This is a genomic window from Agrobacterium sp. MCAB5 (assembly GCF_052114365.1).
GTDB lineage: Bacteria > Pseudomonadota > Alphaproteobacteria > Rhizobiales > Rhizobiaceae > Agrobacterium > Agrobacterium tumefaciens.
The window spans coordinates 117,813-134,293 of sequence record NZ_JBFREP010000001.1; the positions used below are offsets into that span (position 1 = coordinate 117,813).

General features: G+C 59.3%; 17 protein-coding genes. 2 read left to right on the forward strand and 15 right to left on the reverse strand.

Features of this window, described 5'->3' with window-relative positions:
* Positions 1 to 205: 205 nt before the first annotated feature.
* The 11 genes from phnE (AB4Z23_RS00555) to phnG all read right to left on the reverse strand — a co-directional run bounded on the left by phnE (AB4Z23_RS00555) (position 206) and on the right by phnG (position 10,015).
* Entirely contained in the window at positions 206 to 1,555 is a 1,350-nt protein-coding gene (phnE, locus tag AB4Z23_RS00555) for a phosphonate ABC transporter, permease protein PhnE (protein ID WP_421476015.1), read from the reverse strand.
* Positions 1,555 to 2,541 carry a phosphonate ABC transporter, permease protein PhnE gene (gene phnE, locus AB4Z23_RS00560; protein ID WP_046205506.1) on the reverse strand — a complete coding sequence of 329 codons (987 nt, stop codon included), beginning with the start codon at positions 2,539 to 2,541 and terminating at the stop codon, positions 1,555 to 1,557. Before phnE (AB4Z23_RS00560) ends, phnE (AB4Z23_RS00555) begins: the two co-directional genes overlap by 1 nt.
* Before the next feature lie 69 nt (positions 2,542 to 2,610).
* Positions 2,611 to 3,516 (reverse strand): phosphonate ABC transporter substrate-binding protein, encoded by a 906-nt coding sequence (gene phnD, locus AB4Z23_RS00565; protein WP_003514479.1) that lies wholly within the window; start codon positions 3,514 to 3,516, stop codon positions 2,611 to 2,613.
* 85 nt (positions 3,517 to 3,601) lie between these two features.
* Positions 3,602 to 4,462: a phosphonate ABC transporter ATP-binding protein gene (gene phnC, locus AB4Z23_RS00570; protein WP_003514481.1), complete on the reverse strand. Its 861-nt coding sequence runs from the start codon at positions 4,460 to 4,462 to the stop codon at positions 3,602 to 3,604.
* 237 nt (positions 4,463 to 4,699) lie between these two features.
* The gene (locus AB4Z23_RS00575) at positions 4,700 to 5,317 is read right to left on the reverse strand and encodes a transferase hexapeptide repeat family protein (RefSeq protein WP_003514484.1); all 618 of its coding nucleotides are present in this window, start codon (positions 5,315 to 5,317) and stop codon (positions 4,700 to 4,702) included.
* The gene (gene phnL / locus AB4Z23_RS00580; RefSeq protein ID WP_421476013.1) at positions 5,314 to 6,021 is read right to left on the reverse strand and encodes a phosphonate C-P lyase system protein PhnL; all 708 of its coding nucleotides are present in this window, start codon (positions 6,019 to 6,021) and stop codon (positions 5,314 to 5,316) included. The genes AB4Z23_RS00575 and phnL overlap by 4 nt, the downstream gene beginning before the upstream one ends.
* A gap of 4 nt (positions 6,022 to 6,025) precedes the next feature.
* Positions 6,026 to 6,802 carry a phosphonate C-P lyase system protein PhnK gene (phnK, locus tag AB4Z23_RS00585; protein WP_003514488.1) on the reverse strand — a complete coding sequence of 259 codons (777 nt, stop codon included), beginning with the start codon at positions 6,800 to 6,802 and terminating at the stop codon, positions 6,026 to 6,028.
* On the reverse strand, positions 6,799 to 7,701 hold the full coding sequence (locus AB4Z23_RS00590) for an alpha-D-ribose 1-methylphosphonate 5-phosphate C-P-lyase PhnJ (protein WP_003514490.1): 903 nt from the start codon (positions 7,699 to 7,701) through the stop codon (positions 6,799 to 6,801). Before AB4Z23_RS00590 ends, phnK begins: the two co-directional genes overlap by 4 nt.
* A 133-nt stretch (positions 7,702 to 7,834) precedes the next feature.
* Positions 7,835 to 8,944 (reverse strand): carbon-phosphorus lyase complex subunit PhnI, encoded by a 1,110-nt coding sequence (locus AB4Z23_RS00595; protein ID WP_038489435.1) that lies wholly within the window; start codon positions 8,942 to 8,944, stop codon positions 7,835 to 7,837.
* Position 8,945: 1 nt separating this feature from the next.
* Positions 8,946 to 9,554 (reverse strand): phosphonate C-P lyase system protein PhnH, encoded by a 609-nt coding sequence (gene phnH / locus AB4Z23_RS00600; RefSeq protein ID WP_162724279.1) that lies wholly within the window; start codon positions 9,552 to 9,554, stop codon positions 8,946 to 8,948.
* Positions 9,554 to 10,015 (reverse strand): phosphonate C-P lyase system protein PhnG, encoded by a 462-nt coding sequence (phnG, locus tag AB4Z23_RS00605; RefSeq protein WP_003514497.1) that lies wholly within the window; start codon positions 10,013 to 10,015, stop codon positions 9,554 to 9,556. Before phnG ends, phnH begins: the two co-directional genes overlap by 1 nt.
* Before the next feature lie 82 nt (positions 10,016 to 10,097).
* Between phnG and phnF the strand changes: the two genes are divergently transcribed.
* Complete coding sequence (gene phnF, locus AB4Z23_RS00610) at positions 10,098 to 10,835, forward strand: phosphonate metabolism transcriptional regulator PhnF (protein WP_112958908.1); 738 nt, start codon at positions 10,098 to 10,100, stop codon at positions 10,833 to 10,835.
* A gap of 22 nt (positions 10,836 to 10,857) precedes the next feature.
* On the opposite strand, the gene dapB is transcribed toward phnF, so the two are convergent.
* The 4 genes from dapB to mepA form a co-directional block, all read right to left on the reverse strand.
* On the reverse strand, positions 10,858 to 11,685 hold the full coding sequence (dapB, locus tag AB4Z23_RS00615; RefSeq protein WP_112958907.1) for a 4-hydroxy-tetrahydrodipicolinate reductase: 828 nt from the start codon (positions 11,683 to 11,685) through the stop codon (positions 10,858 to 10,860).
* Positions 11,686 to 11,800: 115 nt separating this feature from the next.
* Positions 11,801 to 12,823, reverse strand: a complete 1,023-nt coding sequence (locus tag AB4Z23_RS00620; protein ID WP_003514502.1) for a glucokinase — start codon at positions 12,821 to 12,823, stop codon at positions 11,801 to 11,803.
* Positions 12,824 to 12,844: 21 nt separating this feature from the next.
* Positions 12,845 to 13,228: a methylglyoxal synthase gene (locus AB4Z23_RS00625; protein WP_013635278.1), complete on the reverse strand. Its 384-nt coding sequence runs from the start codon at positions 13,226 to 13,228 to the stop codon at positions 12,845 to 12,847.
* Between the two features lie 101 nt (positions 13,229 to 13,329).
* Entirely contained in the window at positions 13,330 to 14,379 is a 1,050-nt protein-coding gene (gene mepA / locus AB4Z23_RS00630; RefSeq protein WP_013635279.1) for a penicillin-insensitive murein endopeptidase, read from the reverse strand.
* Positions 14,380 to 14,585: 206 nt separating this feature from the next.
* On the opposite strand from mepA, the gene AB4Z23_RS00635 reads away from it, so the two are divergent.
* The gene (locus AB4Z23_RS00635; RefSeq protein WP_441359953.1) at positions 14,586 to 16,430 is read left to right on the forward strand and encodes an extracellular solute-binding protein; all 1,845 of its coding nucleotides are present in this window, start codon (positions 14,586 to 14,588) and stop codon (positions 16,428 to 16,430) included.
* The last annotated feature ends 51 nt before the right edge of the window (positions 16,431 to 16,481 follow it).

A 16,481-nucleotide genomic window follows, 5' to 3' on the forward strand; every position in this document is an offset into this window, starting at 1 on the left:
AAGGTCAGGAGTGCGAGGTAATCGCTTTCCGTGACAGAATGATGATGCCCCAGGAAAAAAAGCGCTTGAAACGCCGCGTGTCTCTCGAATGTCCGCAAGACGGATGCTGGCGCATTGAGGGGATGTATCTGACTTTGCAAAGAGGTTCCGGTTTTGCGCACGTCTCGGGAAGCGGGATAGCCAAACCCCGCTCCTGCTTTATGAATTAATGCTGGGTTTTCCCGATCAGGCGCGACCGCAGGGAATTCGAGATGTGGTCGAACAGGAAAACCACGAAGAGAATGAGCAGCACCATATAAGCGACCTTGTCCCAGTCGGCATTAGTACCCATCGCTTCCAGCAGTTTCAAACCGATGCCGCCAGCGCCAACCGCACCGATGATCGTGGCTGAACGGGTGTTGCTTTCCCAGAAATAAAGCGACTGGGAAATGAAGACCGGCAGGACCTGCGGAAGCACGCCGAAACGATTGACGGCAATGGGGGAAGCGCCAACCGATTTGACGCCCTCGCGCTGCTTGTCGTCAACATTCTCCAGCGCCTCGGCATAGACCTTGCCGAGCGCACCGGTATCGGTGAAGAAGATCGCGGCAATGCCGGGGATCGGCCCCGGACCGAAGCTGCGGGTGAAAAACAGCGCCCAGATCAGCATGTCGATCGAGCGCAGGAAGTCGAACAGACGCTTCATGCCCCAGTTGGCGGCCCTGTTGGCGGTGATATTGCGTGCAGCGAGAAAAGCGAGCGGCAGGGCAACGAGCGTGCCGAACAGCGTGCCCACAAAGGCCATCACCAGCGTCTGCATCAGCTTGGAAAGAATATCGGCGTGCTGCCAGACACCATTGTCGAGGAAATCATCGACCATGTGGCTGATGTTGGAGCGCGTGGGATCGAGCCTTTCCCCCCACAGCGCCAGTGCGGCAAGGTCGCCGCAGCCCTTGCCCCAGAATTCCGATTTGGTATCGAACAGGAAGTTCGCCCATCCGAGGAACCGCCGCTGCACGTAAACCTGGCTGGTGCGGATTTCCGCCTGTCCGGCAAAACCGTAATGCACGAGAACCTTGTTGCCGTCCTGCGTGATCTCTTGCGGCAGGACCTCAGGGGCCAGAGCCTTGTCGCCATTGATGATGACGGGATAGTTCTTGCCGTCCACATAGACGTCCACCCGGGTCGGCGTTACGTCGAGACGGTTTTGCGTGCCCGCGTAAACGACGCTGTAGCCGCCATCCGGCAAGGGTTGCAGCCAGTCGATCGGCGCATCGGCGGGATATTGCATCCGGCTTGACCACTGCGGGTTCACCTTGCCGTCTTCAAAACGAAGGCGTGGCTGGGCCCGCCAGGAATACCAGTCCTGAATGTAGCTCGAAGCGCGATCCCATCGGCCCTGCATGAAAGCGGGGCCGACATTGAAGAAGAAAAAGCAGGCGGTGAGATAGACGAGGACGGCGACAATACCGGTCAGCAAGCCGTATCGCTGCATGAAGCCGCGATTGAAAATTGCGGGATGTGCGGCCGTCAGCCTCTCGCGGTCTGCGGTATTGAGAATGAAGCTGGACGACATCAGGCCGCTCCCCGTCCGAATTCGAAGGATTGATGGCCGATCAGCCTGCGGCGCAACCAGCTGGAAAACTGGTCTACGGCGATGATGGTGATCAGCAGCAGGATGATGATGGCATAGGTCTTGGAGGCGTGATCGTTACCGATCGACAGCCGGAAGACCTCGCCAATGCCGCCACCACCAACGGCGCCGATGATGGTTGAGGCGCGTACGTTGATTTCGGCACGCAGCAATGCATAGGACACGAAATTGGGCAGGACCTGCGGCACGATGGCAAAGCGAACCCGCTCCAGCCAGTTGGCACCCGCGGCACGCAGGCCTTCATCCGCCTTCATGTCGGCATTTTCCACGACTTCGAAGAATAGCTTCCCCAGAGCCCCGATGGTGTGCACGGAAATCGCGATGATCGCCGCGATCGGCCCGATCGATAAGATGGCAGTCAGCAATCCCGCGACGACGATCTCCGGAAAAGCGCGCAGGATCTCCATTACCCGGCGTACAACCCAGCGCACGAGGCCGGCACCGATAAGGTTGGTGGAGGCAAAGAAGCACAGCACAAATGCGAAGGTCGTGCCTATTATCGTCGAGACCAGCGCGATGTTGAGCGTGATGATCAGCTGATAGATGAAATGCGGTATGTAGAAACCGTTGGTGATGTAAACGCGATCCGCGACATAGTTGTATTTCAGCGAACCGTTGTCATAGGGCGACGGCAGGTCGAACATCGCCCGGAAGACCTCGAGCGGACTATCCGGCACGAATGTTTTCATGAAGTCGAAAAAATATGGCAGGCGCTCGAAGAACTTGCCCGAATTGGCCTCATTGGCGAAATTCAGTGAGGCGGCAAGGACGATGAGGAAGATAACGAGCGACATAACGGTATAAATCCGCCGTGTCCTAAGCTGCTGTTGATAATGACGCATCACCGTTCGGGACGATGTGCTCAATCCCTCGGGCGTGAGGGTACCATGTTGCAGTGTGGTCGCCATGCCGCTTTCCTTTATTGGCAAAAGCGGCGATGCCGCAAGGCACCGCCGCTTCCGGATATGATCTGAGGATCAGCCGCCGATAACGGACTTACGGGCGTCGATGATCGTCTGGTAGAAAGCCGGGTCGACCTTGATGTAGGCAGTGTTCTTGCCCTGGGTGTAACCCTGGAAGCAGGCGAGATCCTTCTTCGGCAGTTCCATGAAGAAGTCTTCGACCTTCTGCTTCATGCTGTCACCGATCTTGTTGGCAACGAGAAGCGGACCGTTCGGGATCAGCGGGGATTTCCAGACCTGAACGATATCGTCCATGTCGAGGTTGCCCTTCTTGACCATCTGGTGAAGGTTGCCGCCGGAGTAGCCTTCTTCCCACTTGCCGACGCCCGAACCGAATGTCGTGCCGACGTCGAACTTTTTGTCGAGAACGGCGAGAACGAGGTTCTCATGGCCGCCGCCGAAGCCGGTTTCGGAGAAATATTCCTTGACCGGAACGCCGGTTTCCTTCGGGATCGATACGTTCGGGACGAGGAAGCCCGAGGTGGAGTCAGGGTCGGCGAAGCCGATCTTCTTGCCCTTGGCGTCAGCCAGAGACTTGATGCCGCTGTCCTTGCGGGCAACCATGATCGTGTAGTAGCCGCTGGAACCGTCAGAGCCGGTATAGGTCAGGATCGGATCGACGGCCTTGGGATCGGCAATGGCGATCTTGGCGTAGGAAGAAGCGCCCATGGATGCAATGTCGATGGTGCCGCCGAGCAGGCCCTGGATAACGCCGTTATAGTCCGGCGACGGGAAAACCTGAACTTCGGAAACGCCGGTTGCAGCCTTGAGGCCATCCGCAACGCACTTCGTGTTGCGGATCTGGTCGGCTTCATTTTCCGAACCGTCGAGACCGATACGCAGGACCTTGACGTCCTGAGCCATGGCCGAACCGGCCAGAACGCCAAGGGCGACTGCCGAAAGAAGGATTTTCTTCAACATGGACTTTCTCCTGTTTCCCGGCGAGCCGGAGTTTGTTGTGAAGTATCGGCCCTTGACGCGGGCGCAAACGATGCTGAGCGGTTCCTCAGAGCCCGGCGAGAGCCAGCGGTTCGGGACCGGCAGATTGCTGAACCGGACGCGCGGCAAGCTGCGCGCCGGGAATATTGATGCTGGTCGAGGTCATGGTCTCGTCGATGCCGGCGCCGTGTGAATCCGTGCCGTAAATCTCCGTGACCGCCGCAGCCGTTAGTTCGGCGGGTGTTCCGTCGAAAACGACTCGACCCTGCGACATGCCGATAATGCGTTCGCAATAATTGCGCGCCGTATCCAGCGTATGCAGATTGGTGATGACGGTGATGCCTTCACGCTCGTTGATGTCGCGCAGGGCGTCCATGACGATCTTGGCGTTCAGGGGATCGAGAGAGGCGATCGGCTCGTCGGCGAGAACCATCTTCGGAGACTGCATTAGTGCCCGGGCGATAGCGACGCGCTGCTGCTGGCCGCCGGAAAGCGTGCCCGCCGCCTGCATGGCTACGTGCTCGATGCCGAGCCGCTCGAGGGCGGCAATCGCCATCAGGCGCTCTTCATCCGTGAAAATGTTGAACAGGCTGAGCACGGTCGAACGGTGGTTCAGGCGGCCGAGCATGACATTGGTGAGCACGTCGAGACGCGGCACCAGATTGAACTGCTGGAAGATCATCGCGCAGTCGCGCTGCCAGTTGCGCAGGGCGGCACCCTTCAGCGAAGAGACTTCCGTGTCGTTGAAATGAATGGAACCCGAGGAGGGATCGACGAGGCGGTTGATCATGCGCAGCAGCGTTGACTTTCCTGCGCCAGAACGTCCAATCACGCCAACCATCTGGCCTTGCGGAATTTCCACATTCACGGAATCGACCGCAGTGTGGTTGCCGAAACGGCGCGTGACTTGCTTCAGGTGAAAGCTCATTTCCCCGTCCAATCTTCTTCTGATGGGGTTCGACCTAACAGCGGTGCGTGAAGCGTGAATGTCAGTTTGATGAAGAAAATATTACAGAATGCGCAGATAAGGCGTGCGCGTGGTCGCCTGCGAACCTTTTAGTAGTCGTGCCACCGGATTGAGGCCGGCGGGTGTCTCGCAGACATGGTTAGGGAGACCCCGGAGCACGACCCCCGGAATCTGCAGTTTCTTCGGTGTGGGGCGATTTTACCCGGCGTATTTCGCCACGAAATCCTCGGCGGCGAGGGTGCGGAAATCGTCCAGTGCGCCGCGCAGCGTTGCGTGGTCCCAGTCCCACCATTTGAGATCGTCCATGCGCTGGCCAAGGTCCGCCGGGAAGCGGTTCCTGATCAGCCGGGCGGGTACGCCGCCGACGATGGTATAGGGCGCAACGTCTTTCGACACGACCGCACCGGCCCCGATTACCGCACCGTTTCCGATTGTGACGCCAGGCAGGATGGTCGCGCCATGGCCGATCCAGACATCGTGGCCGATCACCACGCGCTTGGCGCGGCGGGCGGCGAAGAAGTCATTTTCATCATCGGCGTCGTCCCAATAATTGCGGGCACGGTAGGTGAAATGGTGAAGTGTGGCGCGCGACATCGGATGATTGGTCGCGTTGATGCGGACGGATGCGGCGATGTTGACGAATTTGCCGATGGTGGCGCACCAGATCGCACCGTCCTGCATGACATAGGAATAGTCGCCCATCTCCACTTCCTCGATGCGGCAGCGTTCCGAGATTTCGGTATAGCGGCCGATCGACGAATTGGTGACGCGGGCACTTTCGTGGACAACAGGTTCGAGACCGACCTTCACACTCATGCCGCTGCCTTCCGGGGGGAGAATTGCGAGACATCCAGAACGCGATCGGCCACGGCTTCCCGCACTTCCTCGTCATGGAAAATACCGAGCAAGGCGGTCCCTTTGCGCTTCTTTTCCGCGATCATCTCCACGACCACCCGTCGGTTGGCGGCATCCAGGGATGCGGTCGGTTCATCGAGAAGCAGGATCGCGTGATCGGTGATGAAACCGCGTGCGATGTTGACGCGCTGCTGCTCGCCGCCGGAAAAGGTTGCTGGCGGCAGCGACCACAGTTCCCGTGGCAGGTTGAGTTTCGAAAGCAGAACGGCTGCCTGCTCGCGGGCCTCTTCCGCGGCAATCTTGCGCGCAAAAAGCGGCTCGGCGACGACGTCGATCGCCGGAACGCGCGGCACGGTGCGCAGAAACTGGCTGACATACCCGATGGTGCAATGGCGAATCTCGAGGATGGTGCGAGGCGAGGCGCTGCCCATGTCGATGACCTGATCCTCGTGGCGGATGAGGATCTGGCCGCTGTCGATGGCATAATTGCCATAGAGCATTTTCAGGATCGAGCTTTTGCCGATGCCGGACGGGCCGCCGAGCACGACACATTCTCCGCCGGACACGGAGAAACTGACATCGCGGACAACAGGCAGTTCGATGCCATCGCGAAGATGCATGGTGAAGCTTTTGAAGACTTCCGAAACGATGAGGGGTGTCGGCATGGCATCAAACCTGCAAAATGGAGGAAACAAGCAATTGCGTGTAGGGTTCGCGCGGATCATCCAGCACCCGGTCTGTCAGACCGTGTTCGATGACGTCACCACCCTTCATCACCATCATGCGATGGGAAAGCAGCCGCGCGACCGCCAGATCATGGGTGACGACGATAACGGCGAGGCCGAGATCGTTGACGAGACCCCGCACGAGATCGAGCAGGCGTGCCTGCACCGAGACATCGAGGCCGCCGGTCGGTTCGTCCATGAAGACGAGGCGCGGTGAGGTCACCAGGTTGCGGGCGATCTGCAGACGCTGACGCATGCCGCCGGAAAAGGCGCGCGGCTGGTCGTCAATGCGGTCTGTGCCGATTTCCACCCGCTCCAGCCACTCGCTGGCCGATTGCCGGATGTTGCCGTAATGCCGGTTACCGACAGCCATAAGCCGCTCGCCGACATTGGCGCCCGCCGAAACCGCCATGCGCAGTCCATCCGCTGGGTTCTGGTGCACGAAACCCCAGTCTGTCCGCATCAGAAAACGCCGTTCGGCCTCGCCCATATGATAGAGGTCTCGCACCGAGCCATCGCGCATGCGATATTCCACGCTGCCAGCCGTCGGCACGAGCCGTGTGGAAATGCAGTTGAGAAGCGTGGTCTTGCCGGACCCGGATTCACCGACGATTGCCAGAACCTCGCCCGGATAAAGCTCGAAGGAGACGTTGCGGCAACCGGCGCGGTCGCCGTAATATTTCGAAACGTCCCTGACTTTCAGAAGCGGTGCGTCGCTCATTCTGCGGCCTCCTTCACATCCGCCAGCAAATGGCCCTTGTGGCCATGGGCGCGGCGGTCTTCGCAATGGTCGGTATCGGAGCAGACGAACATCCGCCCGCCCTTGTCGTCCAGCACCACCTCGTCCAGATAGACATTCTCCCCGCCGCACAGCGCGCAGGGCTTGTCGAAGCTTTGGATTTCAAACGGATGGTCCTCGAAATCCAGGCTGACGACATCCGTGTAGGGTGGCACGGCATAGATGCGCTTTTCGCGCCCGGCCCCGAACAATTGCAGGGCGTCCGACAGGTGCATTTTCGGATTGTCGAACTTCGGGGTTGGCGAGGGGTCCATCACATAGCGCCCCGCAACCTTCACCGGATAGGCATAGGTGGTGGAGATACGGCCGTTGCGAGCGATGTCCTCATAAAGCTTGACGTGCATCAGACCGTATTCCTCCAGCGCATGCATGACGCGGGTTTCGGTCTCGCGCGGCTCGAGGAACCGCAAGGGTTCAGGAATGGGAACCTGATAGACAAGCACCTGCCCCGAATGCAGTTCTTCTTCGGGAATGCGGTGCCGCGTCTGGATGATGGTTGCATCCTTGGTGCGGGTGGTGACGGCGACATCAGCGACTTTCTGGAAGAAGGCGCGGATGGAAACGGCGTTGGTGGTGTCGTCGGCGCCCTGGTCGATAACCTTCAGGACATCGTCTGGACCGAGGATGGCGGCGGTCACCTGCACGCCGCCGGTGCCCCAGCCGTAAGGCATGGGCATTTCACGGGAAGCGAAGGGAACCTGATAACCGGGAATGGCAATTGCCTTCAGGATCGCCCGGCGGATCATCCGCTTGGTCTGTTCGTCCAGATAGGCGAAGTTGTAGGCAGCCAGCCCGTCGTCGAATGAAACTTCTTTAAGCATTGCGCGTTAACCTTGCGAAAAAAGGAGTACAAGCTCATGGAGATTGGAATTCTTGCAGCCGTGTTCTTTGCCGCTTTTGCAGCATTGACCGTCTTTTGCGCCTATTGGTTCGGCGAGCAGCACAGTCGCTGATTTATTCGGCTGCATCGCTCATCCATTCCCCGGCATCGGTGTCGGTCGCGTCGAAATCTGCGCGCATTTTGCGCACCAAGCCCAGTTCGGCCTGAAAATCCACGTAATGCGGTAATTTCAGATGTTCGACAAAGCCCGTCGCCTGCACATTGTCGGCGTGCGAGATGACGAATTCCTCGTCCTGCGCCGGGGCAACCACATCCTCACCGAATTCAGCGGCGCGTAGCGCCCGGTCGACCAGTGACATGGCCATCGCCTTGCGCTCGCTCTGGCCGAACACCAGACCGTAACCGCGGGTGAATTGCGGAGGTGCCTTGGCAGAACCCTTGAATTGGTTGACCATTTGGCATTCGGTGACCTTGATGTCGCCGAGCGAGACAGCAAAACCGAGCTCCGGCACATCCAGTTCGACCTCCACCTCGCCGATGCGGATTTCACCGACGAACGGGTGTGTGCGTCCGTAACCGCGCTGCGTCGAATAGGCGAGCGCCAGAAGAAAGCCCTCGTCGCCGCGTGCAAGCGATTGCAGGCGCAGGTCGCGCGCCATCGGAAACTCTATTGGTTCGCGTGTCAGATCGCCGGCAACGTGGTCATCCGGCATGTCGCCGTCACTTTCGATCAAGCCTTCTTCGGCGAGAATGTCGGATACGCGCATGACGTATTCTGTCTCGCCCTCACGGATGGCAGGGATCTCGACAGCTCCGTCCTCCAGCAGCGAGGGATCGAGCAGGCGGTGGGTGTAATCGAAGGTCGGTCCCAGCAATTGCCCGCCCGGCAAATCCTTGTAGGTCGCCGAAACGCGCCGTTGGACCGTCATCTTCGCAGTATCCACGGGAACAGAGTAGCCGAAACGGGGCAGGGTCGTGCGGTAGGCGCGCAGCAGGAAAATCGCTTCTATCATGTCGCCGCGAGACTGCTTGACGGCAAGGGCGGCCAGCGACTGGTCGTAAAGCGAAGCCTCCGCCATGACCCGGTCAACGGCGAGCGAAAGCTGCGAAACGATCTGCGCCACCGTCATGGCGGGCAGGTCGCGGTCTCCGCGCCGCTTGTCGGCCAGAAGCCGGTGGGCGTTGGCGATGGCGGTTTCCCCGCCTTTGACAGCAACATACATCTTATGCCTCCACGGGTTGAATGCGCGTCGTGCGCGGCAGGCAGACGAATTTGTCGCCAGCCGTCAGGATGATGTCGATGCCGCGCGGGAAGATGGCGTTGTTTTCCGCCCATAGCCTCGGGAATATGTCCGGCAGGCCGGATGGGCTAATGATGTTGATATGGCGGATGCCGGGGCCGGACAGCAGCAGTTCCCGTCCGCCGTCAAGATCGGGCAATTCGATGATGACCGTCGTGGAACGGTCGGGGTATTCCTGACTGCCCTGGGAAAAGAGACCGAAGGAGGCAATTGCGCTTCCCGCCTCAATGACGGCGAAATGCGCCGCGCTTTTTTCCTCTGTTGTAACCGCCCCGGTGTGAAACCCGATCCATCCCGGCACCGTGGTTTTGCGTAGCGCGCCGCTCAGCCAGACCGGCGTGTCATGGTCGCAAAGTGCAAGAAGAACGGCGCCGCTGGCCGCACCAAGCGGCAGCGGCGGGGCAACTGTTGTTTCAATGGTTTGCGCTGTGCCTGGCCGGGCCATGCCGTCCATGAGCTTCTTGAAGATTCGCTGTGAATCGAAAACGGCGTCGGAAAAACCGCCCGTCAATGCTTCGGCTTTCACGCCCATCAATCCTCTCCTCGAACCATGGTGAAGAAATCCACACGAGTTGCGGCTGTTTCTTTCGTTTTCCGATCTTTCTCCTCGGCCAGTCTTTTTTCGACCGGTGAAAGAAGCTCGGTCTCGATGAAGCCGCGTGTCGGGTTTTCCTGCCAGAGCGCATCGAAAACCGCAGCGTACCAGGCCTTCTTGCGACCGGTGCCGAGCACATGCGCATGGCCGACGGTGCCGGATGCGAGCTTCACGGTTGCCCGGGTCACGGTGGTTTCGCCGAGATTAAAGGGCGCACCGCCGCCGCCGATGCGGCCCTTGACCATCACGAGGCCGGTTTCAGGCCCCCGCACGTTTTCCGTCTGCGGGCTGGCATCCTGCCGGCTCCAGACGGCCTCAAGTTCCTGAACGGTGGCGCGGGCAAGAAGTGCTGCCACCCGTTTCCTTTCCGCATGTGAATTCGCAGCTTCGTTATTCATCGCTTGACCTCTAATGTCTATTGATATAGATAACTATACAATATAAGTTACAATTAACGTCGATGAATGACAAGCGTGTGACATGAGCCCTTCGGCAGCGATGAAAAGAAAGAACGGCGTGGCGCTCTGGCGACAGATCGCCGACAGGATCAGGGGCGAGATCGCAGCGGGCGATCACGACGAAACCGGCATGTTGCCGCCAGAAATGACGCTGGCCGAAAAATTCGGTGTCAACCGCCATACCGTCAGGAGCGCCATTGCCGCGCTGGCAAGCGAAGGCATTCTCGAGGCGAGGCAAGGGCGCGGCACGATGATTGCGCGCAAGGAACGACTGAGCTTTCCGATTTCACTGCGCACACGGTTCACGGCCGGTATCAGCGATCAGGTGAAGGATATGCAGGCGCTGCTTCTTTCCCACACCACCGAGCCGGCAAATGCCGACCTGGCGGCACGGCTGCAATTACAGCCGGGTGCACCGCTTGTGCGTCTGGAAACCCTGCGAAAGGCCGACAGCCGGCCGGTTTCGCGCTCGACCACGTGGTTTCCGGCGGACCGTTTTTCAGGGATAGGGGAAGCCTATCAAAAAAGTGGGTCGATCACCGCCGCCTTCGAAATGCTGGGCGTCGCGGATTATGTGCGCATCTCTACCGTCATTTCCGCGAGCCACGCTGATATGCAGGATCTGGCCGATCTCGAATTGTCGCCGGGCGCAATACTGCTCGTCACTCAGGCGCTGAACGCGGATATGGACGGCATTCCCGTGCAATATGCCATCAGCCGGTTCTCGGCAGATACGGTTGAGTTTACCGTGGAAAATTGAGGCGCAGACATAGACTGAAGCGTTATTCTGCCTGCGAAAGGCCGAGAACATCCAGCATCGAGTAGAAGCCCGGCTTCTTGTCGAAGGCCCAGACCGCCGCCGCAATCGCGCCGCGTGCGAAGATAGAGCGGTCGCCTGCGTAGTGGGAAAGCTCGACGCGCTCTCCCTCGCCAGCGAAGATCACCGAATGTTCGCCGATCACCGAGCCGCCGCGCAGGGTCGCAAAACCGATTGTGCCTGCTTCGCGCGCACCCGTATGCCCGTCACGCACGCGAACGGAGGAGGTGGCGAGATCTACCTTGCGGCCCGCTGCCGCCGCTTCGCCGAGCAGCAGCGCTGTTCCGGAGGGCGCGTCCACCTTGTGTTTGTGGTGCATTTCAAGGATTTCGATATCCCAGTTCTGCGCATCCAGTGCCTTGGCGGCCTGCTGCGTCAAAACGCTGAGCAGATTGACGCCAAGGCTCATATTGCCTGATTTGACGATGCGGGCATGGCGTGACGCTGCCTTGAATCTTTCCTCGTCGCCCAGTGAGCAACCGGTGGTGCCGATGACGTGTACGATGCGTGCCTGCGCGGCGAGACCGGCGAAAGTGACGCTGGTTGCAGGCGAGGTGAAGTCGATCACCCCTTCCGCATGCAGGAATGCCTGCAAGGGATCGCTGGTGATCTCGATGCCGATTGGTCCGAGACCGGCAATCTCGCCGGCATCGCGGCCAACAAAAGCAGACCCTTCGCGCGCCACGGCGGCATGCAGCGTTACACCCGGTGTCTGGTGAATAAGGCGGATCAGCGCCTGTCCCATGCGGCCCGCCGCACCAACCACCACCAGTTTCATATCGCTGCCGCTCATGCCTTCACTCACTTTTCACGTCCTGCCGTTCAAGGTCGCCATTCAATTGACTGACCCATACCTCACCGACGTTAAAGACCGCCCGCCCGCTTCGCAAGCCTGTCCCAAGCGCAGATCAGGCTCTCCAGCGCCGCCCGTCGAGTGAAAGGCCGAAATCCGAAGGGGTGCGCGCGTAGGTGGCGAGACCGGAAAGGGCCGCCTGTGGATGGGTAACGACGAAGGTGGGAATGCTGCGCATCAGGGCACTGTGCGGCGCCTTGTCTTCGAACGCCGCCCGGAATTCAGGGCTTTTCAGCGCGGGAACGATTTTCTGCGAAATGCCACCTGCGAGATAGACACCGCCCTTGGCCATGAAGATCAGGGCAAGGTCACCCGCCACACGACCGAGATAGGTGCTGAAAAGCGAAAGCGTCTCTTTCGCCTGCGGGTTCTGGCCCGAAAGCCCCTGCGAGGTTATGTCGGCCGGATCGGAAAAGATCGGCTCGATGCCATCGGCGGTGCAGATGGCCCGGTAAAGATTGACCAGCCCGCGCCCGCAAAGGATCTGTTCGCCGGCGACACGGCCCTCGATGGTCTCGATATGCGGAAAGACCGCATAGTCACGCGCGCTTCTGGGGCCGATATCGATGTGGCCGCCTTCGCCGGGTACGGGAAACCACATATGTCGGGCGTAAACCAGACCGGCAACGCCAAGGCCCGTGCCTGGTCCGAGAACGACGCGCGATGCCAGCATGTCTTTTTTGCCGGAGCCGATAGACTCGCGGTTGTCGTCGTCGAGCGCGGCAATAGCCAGTGCCTGCGCCTCGAAATCGTTGATGACGATGACGTCCTTCAGGCCGAGTTTGGCCAGCATATCCTTCGGCTTAACGACCCAATGGCAGTTGGTCAGCGGAATCTCGTCGCCTTCGATGGGGCCGGCGATCGCAAGGATGGTCGACACGGGCTGAAGCGAGGTCTTGTCCAGAACCGCCTGCTGGATGGCGTCGTCAATTGTCGGATATTCTGCTGTTTTCACGGTGGTGAGGTGCACCGGTTCCGCAAAGGAATCGATCAGAATGGAAAAGCGGGCATTGGTGCCGCCGATGTCGCCAAGAAGGATCGGAAAGGAAAGATATTCGGTATCGGACGTCTTCGGCATTACCTGTTCCATGTTGGCGCGTCATTCGGCGAGGTTGAAGTCGATCAGGTTTTCTGCGGTGGCGCGATTGAGCGCCATGGGAATATCGTAAACCGTGGCAAGCCGCGTCAGCGCCTTCACATCCACATCATGCGGCATCGCCGTCAGCGGGTCGGTGAAGAAGATAAGCATATCGACCTCACCGGTGGCGATCATCGCACCGATCTGCTGGTCACCGCCAAGCGGGCCGCTTTTGAGGCGAATGACGCTGAGGCCGGGGCATGCTTCCTGAACGCGACCGCCGGTGGTGCCGGTGGCGACGATCTTGAAGCCGGAAAGCGCCTTTTGGTGATGACGCGCAAAATCCGCCATATCGTCTTTTTTCTCGTCGTGAGCGATGAGTGCGATACAGCGTTGTCCTGCCATGTCCCCAGCCTGTTCCCATAAAGAATTAAATCGATTTGAAGCCTTCTATAACAGCTTGTCCCCATTTGAAAAGGGAAGCTGTTTAATGCCGCATTTCTGTTTCAGTTCAATGTCGGGCGCTGGGTCGGAAGCGGAATATCCGCAGGTGGCTGAATGGCTGGAGCGTTCTGGATGATCTGTTCCACGCCTTGCTGGCGCACGGCCTGCGCCGGGGAATATGCCTGGGCAGCAAAACCTTCCGTATTGGCGGATGGGGCGGCGGCCACGGCGGCACAGGCTGCGGGCAGATCGGAGACCATGACCTGACGGGGTTTCACCGGCTTGGCATTGGGGTCTTTCTTCGGCGGCGCCCATGGTTCTTTGGTGAACCACCAGGCCAGCGACTTGTCGCAACCATCACCTTTGCCAACTTCTGCCTGAGGTTTGCAGTTGGGCGCGCCGGGCGGGCATTCCAGCCGGATGTGGAAATGTTCGTCGTGACCGTAGATTGGCCTGATCTTGCCCATGAAGGTGCGGTCGCCGGTCCATGTCTGGCAGAGTTTCTGCTTGATTGCCGGGTTCACGAAGACCCGCTCCACCTGCGGATAGCTCGCTGCCATCATTACCAGCCGTGCATTGAGCGGCGACCATTTGCGGTCATCGACCGTGAGGAACTTGGACTTATCAAGCATGGAAATGAAAGGCAGCGTCTCGCGCTGCTGCACCGTCAGCCTCGGATTCGGCATGGGCCGCCACCACACATCGACATCGAGGCCGATCTGGTGCGAGGCATGGCCTGTCAGCATCGGTCCACCGCGCGGCTGTGAGATATCGCCAAGCAACAGGCCCGGCCAGCCGATTTTCTGTGCATCCTGCGAAAACCGTTCGAGGAAGGAAATGAGCTGCGGTTGGCCCCAGTTGCGATTGCGGGAAAGGCGCATGGCTTGCCACGTCGGGCCATCTGCGGGCATGGCGATGGCGCCGGACTGACATCCCTTTGCATAGGAGCCGATCGGCTGGGAGCTATTCGCAGATGGCAGGTCGATGTGGCCGAATACCTCTTTCGCGGGCCTGTCCTCGGCCGATGCGATTTGCGTCTGCAACTGGAGCGCCGAAACGACCGAAATCGCCAGCATGGCCGCTTTGAAAACTCTGGATGATCCCGCCGTCATATATTCGTGCCCGTTCCGACTAAATGATTCTCTCGCCCCTCAGGATAAACTGGATCGGGATTTTGTTGAAACCATGTTTCAAGCCGCCCGCACCAAGGCATGCGAATAAAGGCCTCAATAAAGAGCTTGTGAGCCGGAGCATCTGTTTTTTGCCAATGTTTGTTTTATGCTCTCTTCAACAAACACGAAAACAGGGAACGTCCCGAATGAAATTGGCACCGCTGAAATCCCGGCTCCTCGTCGCTCTTGCGGCCTCCGCCATGCTGATGCCGGCGGCCGCCTCCGCACAGTCTGCGGATGTGTGGCGAAAGGGAATCTCGACGGTCGGTGAATTGAAGCATCCCGATGGTTTTGATCATTTTGACTATGTGAACACCAAGGCGCCGAAAGGCGGCACGCTACGCCTGTCGACGTCGGGAACCTTCGACACGCTCAATCCGCTGCTCGCCAAGGGTGAGGCGGCCACAGGTCTTTCACTGGTTTTCGACACTCTGATGAAATCGACGGAAGAGGAACTCTCGGCCTCCTACGGTCTCCTGGCAGAGGGCGTGAGCTATCCCGACGATATCTCCAAAGCCACCTTCCGGCTGCGCGCGGAAGCGAAATGGGCCGACGGCAAGCCGGTGACGCCGGAAGATGTCGTCTTCAGCTTTGAAAAGGCCAAAGATTTCAGCCCGCAGCTTGCGACCTATTACACCCATGTCACCAAGGCAGAGGTGAGCGGCGAAAAGGACATTACCTTCACTTTCGATGAAAAGAACAATCGCGAATTGCCGCAGATCGTCGGCCAATTGCTGATCGTTCCCAAGCACTGGTGGGAAGCCGCCGGTCCAGACGCCAAGCCGCGCGACATCTCGCGCGGCACGCTGGAGCCGGTCATGGGCTCGGGCCCCTACAAAATTGCGTCAGTCTCTCCCGGCTCCACAATCACCTATGAACGCCGCGACGACTACTGGGGCAAGGACGTCAATGTGAATGTCGGCCAGCACAATTTCAAAACAATCACCTATACCTTCTTTGCCGATCAGGACGTCGAGTTCCAGGCTTTCAAATCAGGCACAGTCGATTTCCGGCAGGAAGCTTCTTCCAGCCGCTGGGTCACTGGTTATGATTTTCCGGCCGCCAAGGAAGGCCGCGTCACAAAGGAAGAATTGCCGAACATCTATCGCGCCGTCGGCATCATGCAGGCCTTCGTGCCGAACATGCGGCGGGAGAAGTTCCAGAACCCGAAACTGCGCAAGGCGCTTAACTATGCTTTCGACTTCGAAGAGCTGAACAGGACGCTGGCTTACGGTCAGTTTCAGCGCATCAACAGCTTTTTCATGGGCAGCGAGCTCGCCTCTTCCGGCCTGCCGACCGGTCGTGAACTCGAAATTCTTCAGGAGTTGAAGGATCAGGTGCCGCCGGAGGTCTTCACCACCGAATATAGCAATCCCGTCGCGGGTGAACCCGCCAAACAGCGTGACAATCTGCGCGAGGCGGTCAAGCTGATGAAGGAGGCCGGTTATGAGCTTCGCGGCAACCGCATGGTCAATGCGGCGAGCGGGCAGCCGCTGGATATGGAGTTTCTGATCGATTCCTCCGGCATGGAAAGAACCATCCTGCCCTATGTCCAGAACCTGAAGAAGATCGGCGTCAATGCGACCATCCGCACCGTCGATGCCTCGCAATATACCAACCGTACCCGCAGCTTCGATTTCGACGTTGCGGTCAAGCTCTGGGCGACGTCGGCAAATCCCGGAAACGAACAGGCGGATTTCTGGGGTTCGGCGGCGGCCGACCGGCAGGGCTCCAACAATCTCGCCGGCATCAAGAACCCTGCCGTCGACGCTTTGGTCAGGAAGGTCATATTTGCGCCCAACCGGGATGAGCAGGTGGCCGCCGCGCGGGCGCTTGACCGGGTGCTTCTGGCAAACAGCTACGTCATACCGCAATTTTATCGCGGTGAGATGTTCGTCGCTTACTGGAACACGCTCATCCGTCCGGAAAACCTGCCGCAATATGGCATCGGTTTTCCGGAAGCATGGTGGTCCAGCCAGGCCGCGAACTGACGACGCGCTTGCTTTCGCGCCGAAGGCTTGATTCACATAGGGCGAGACGAA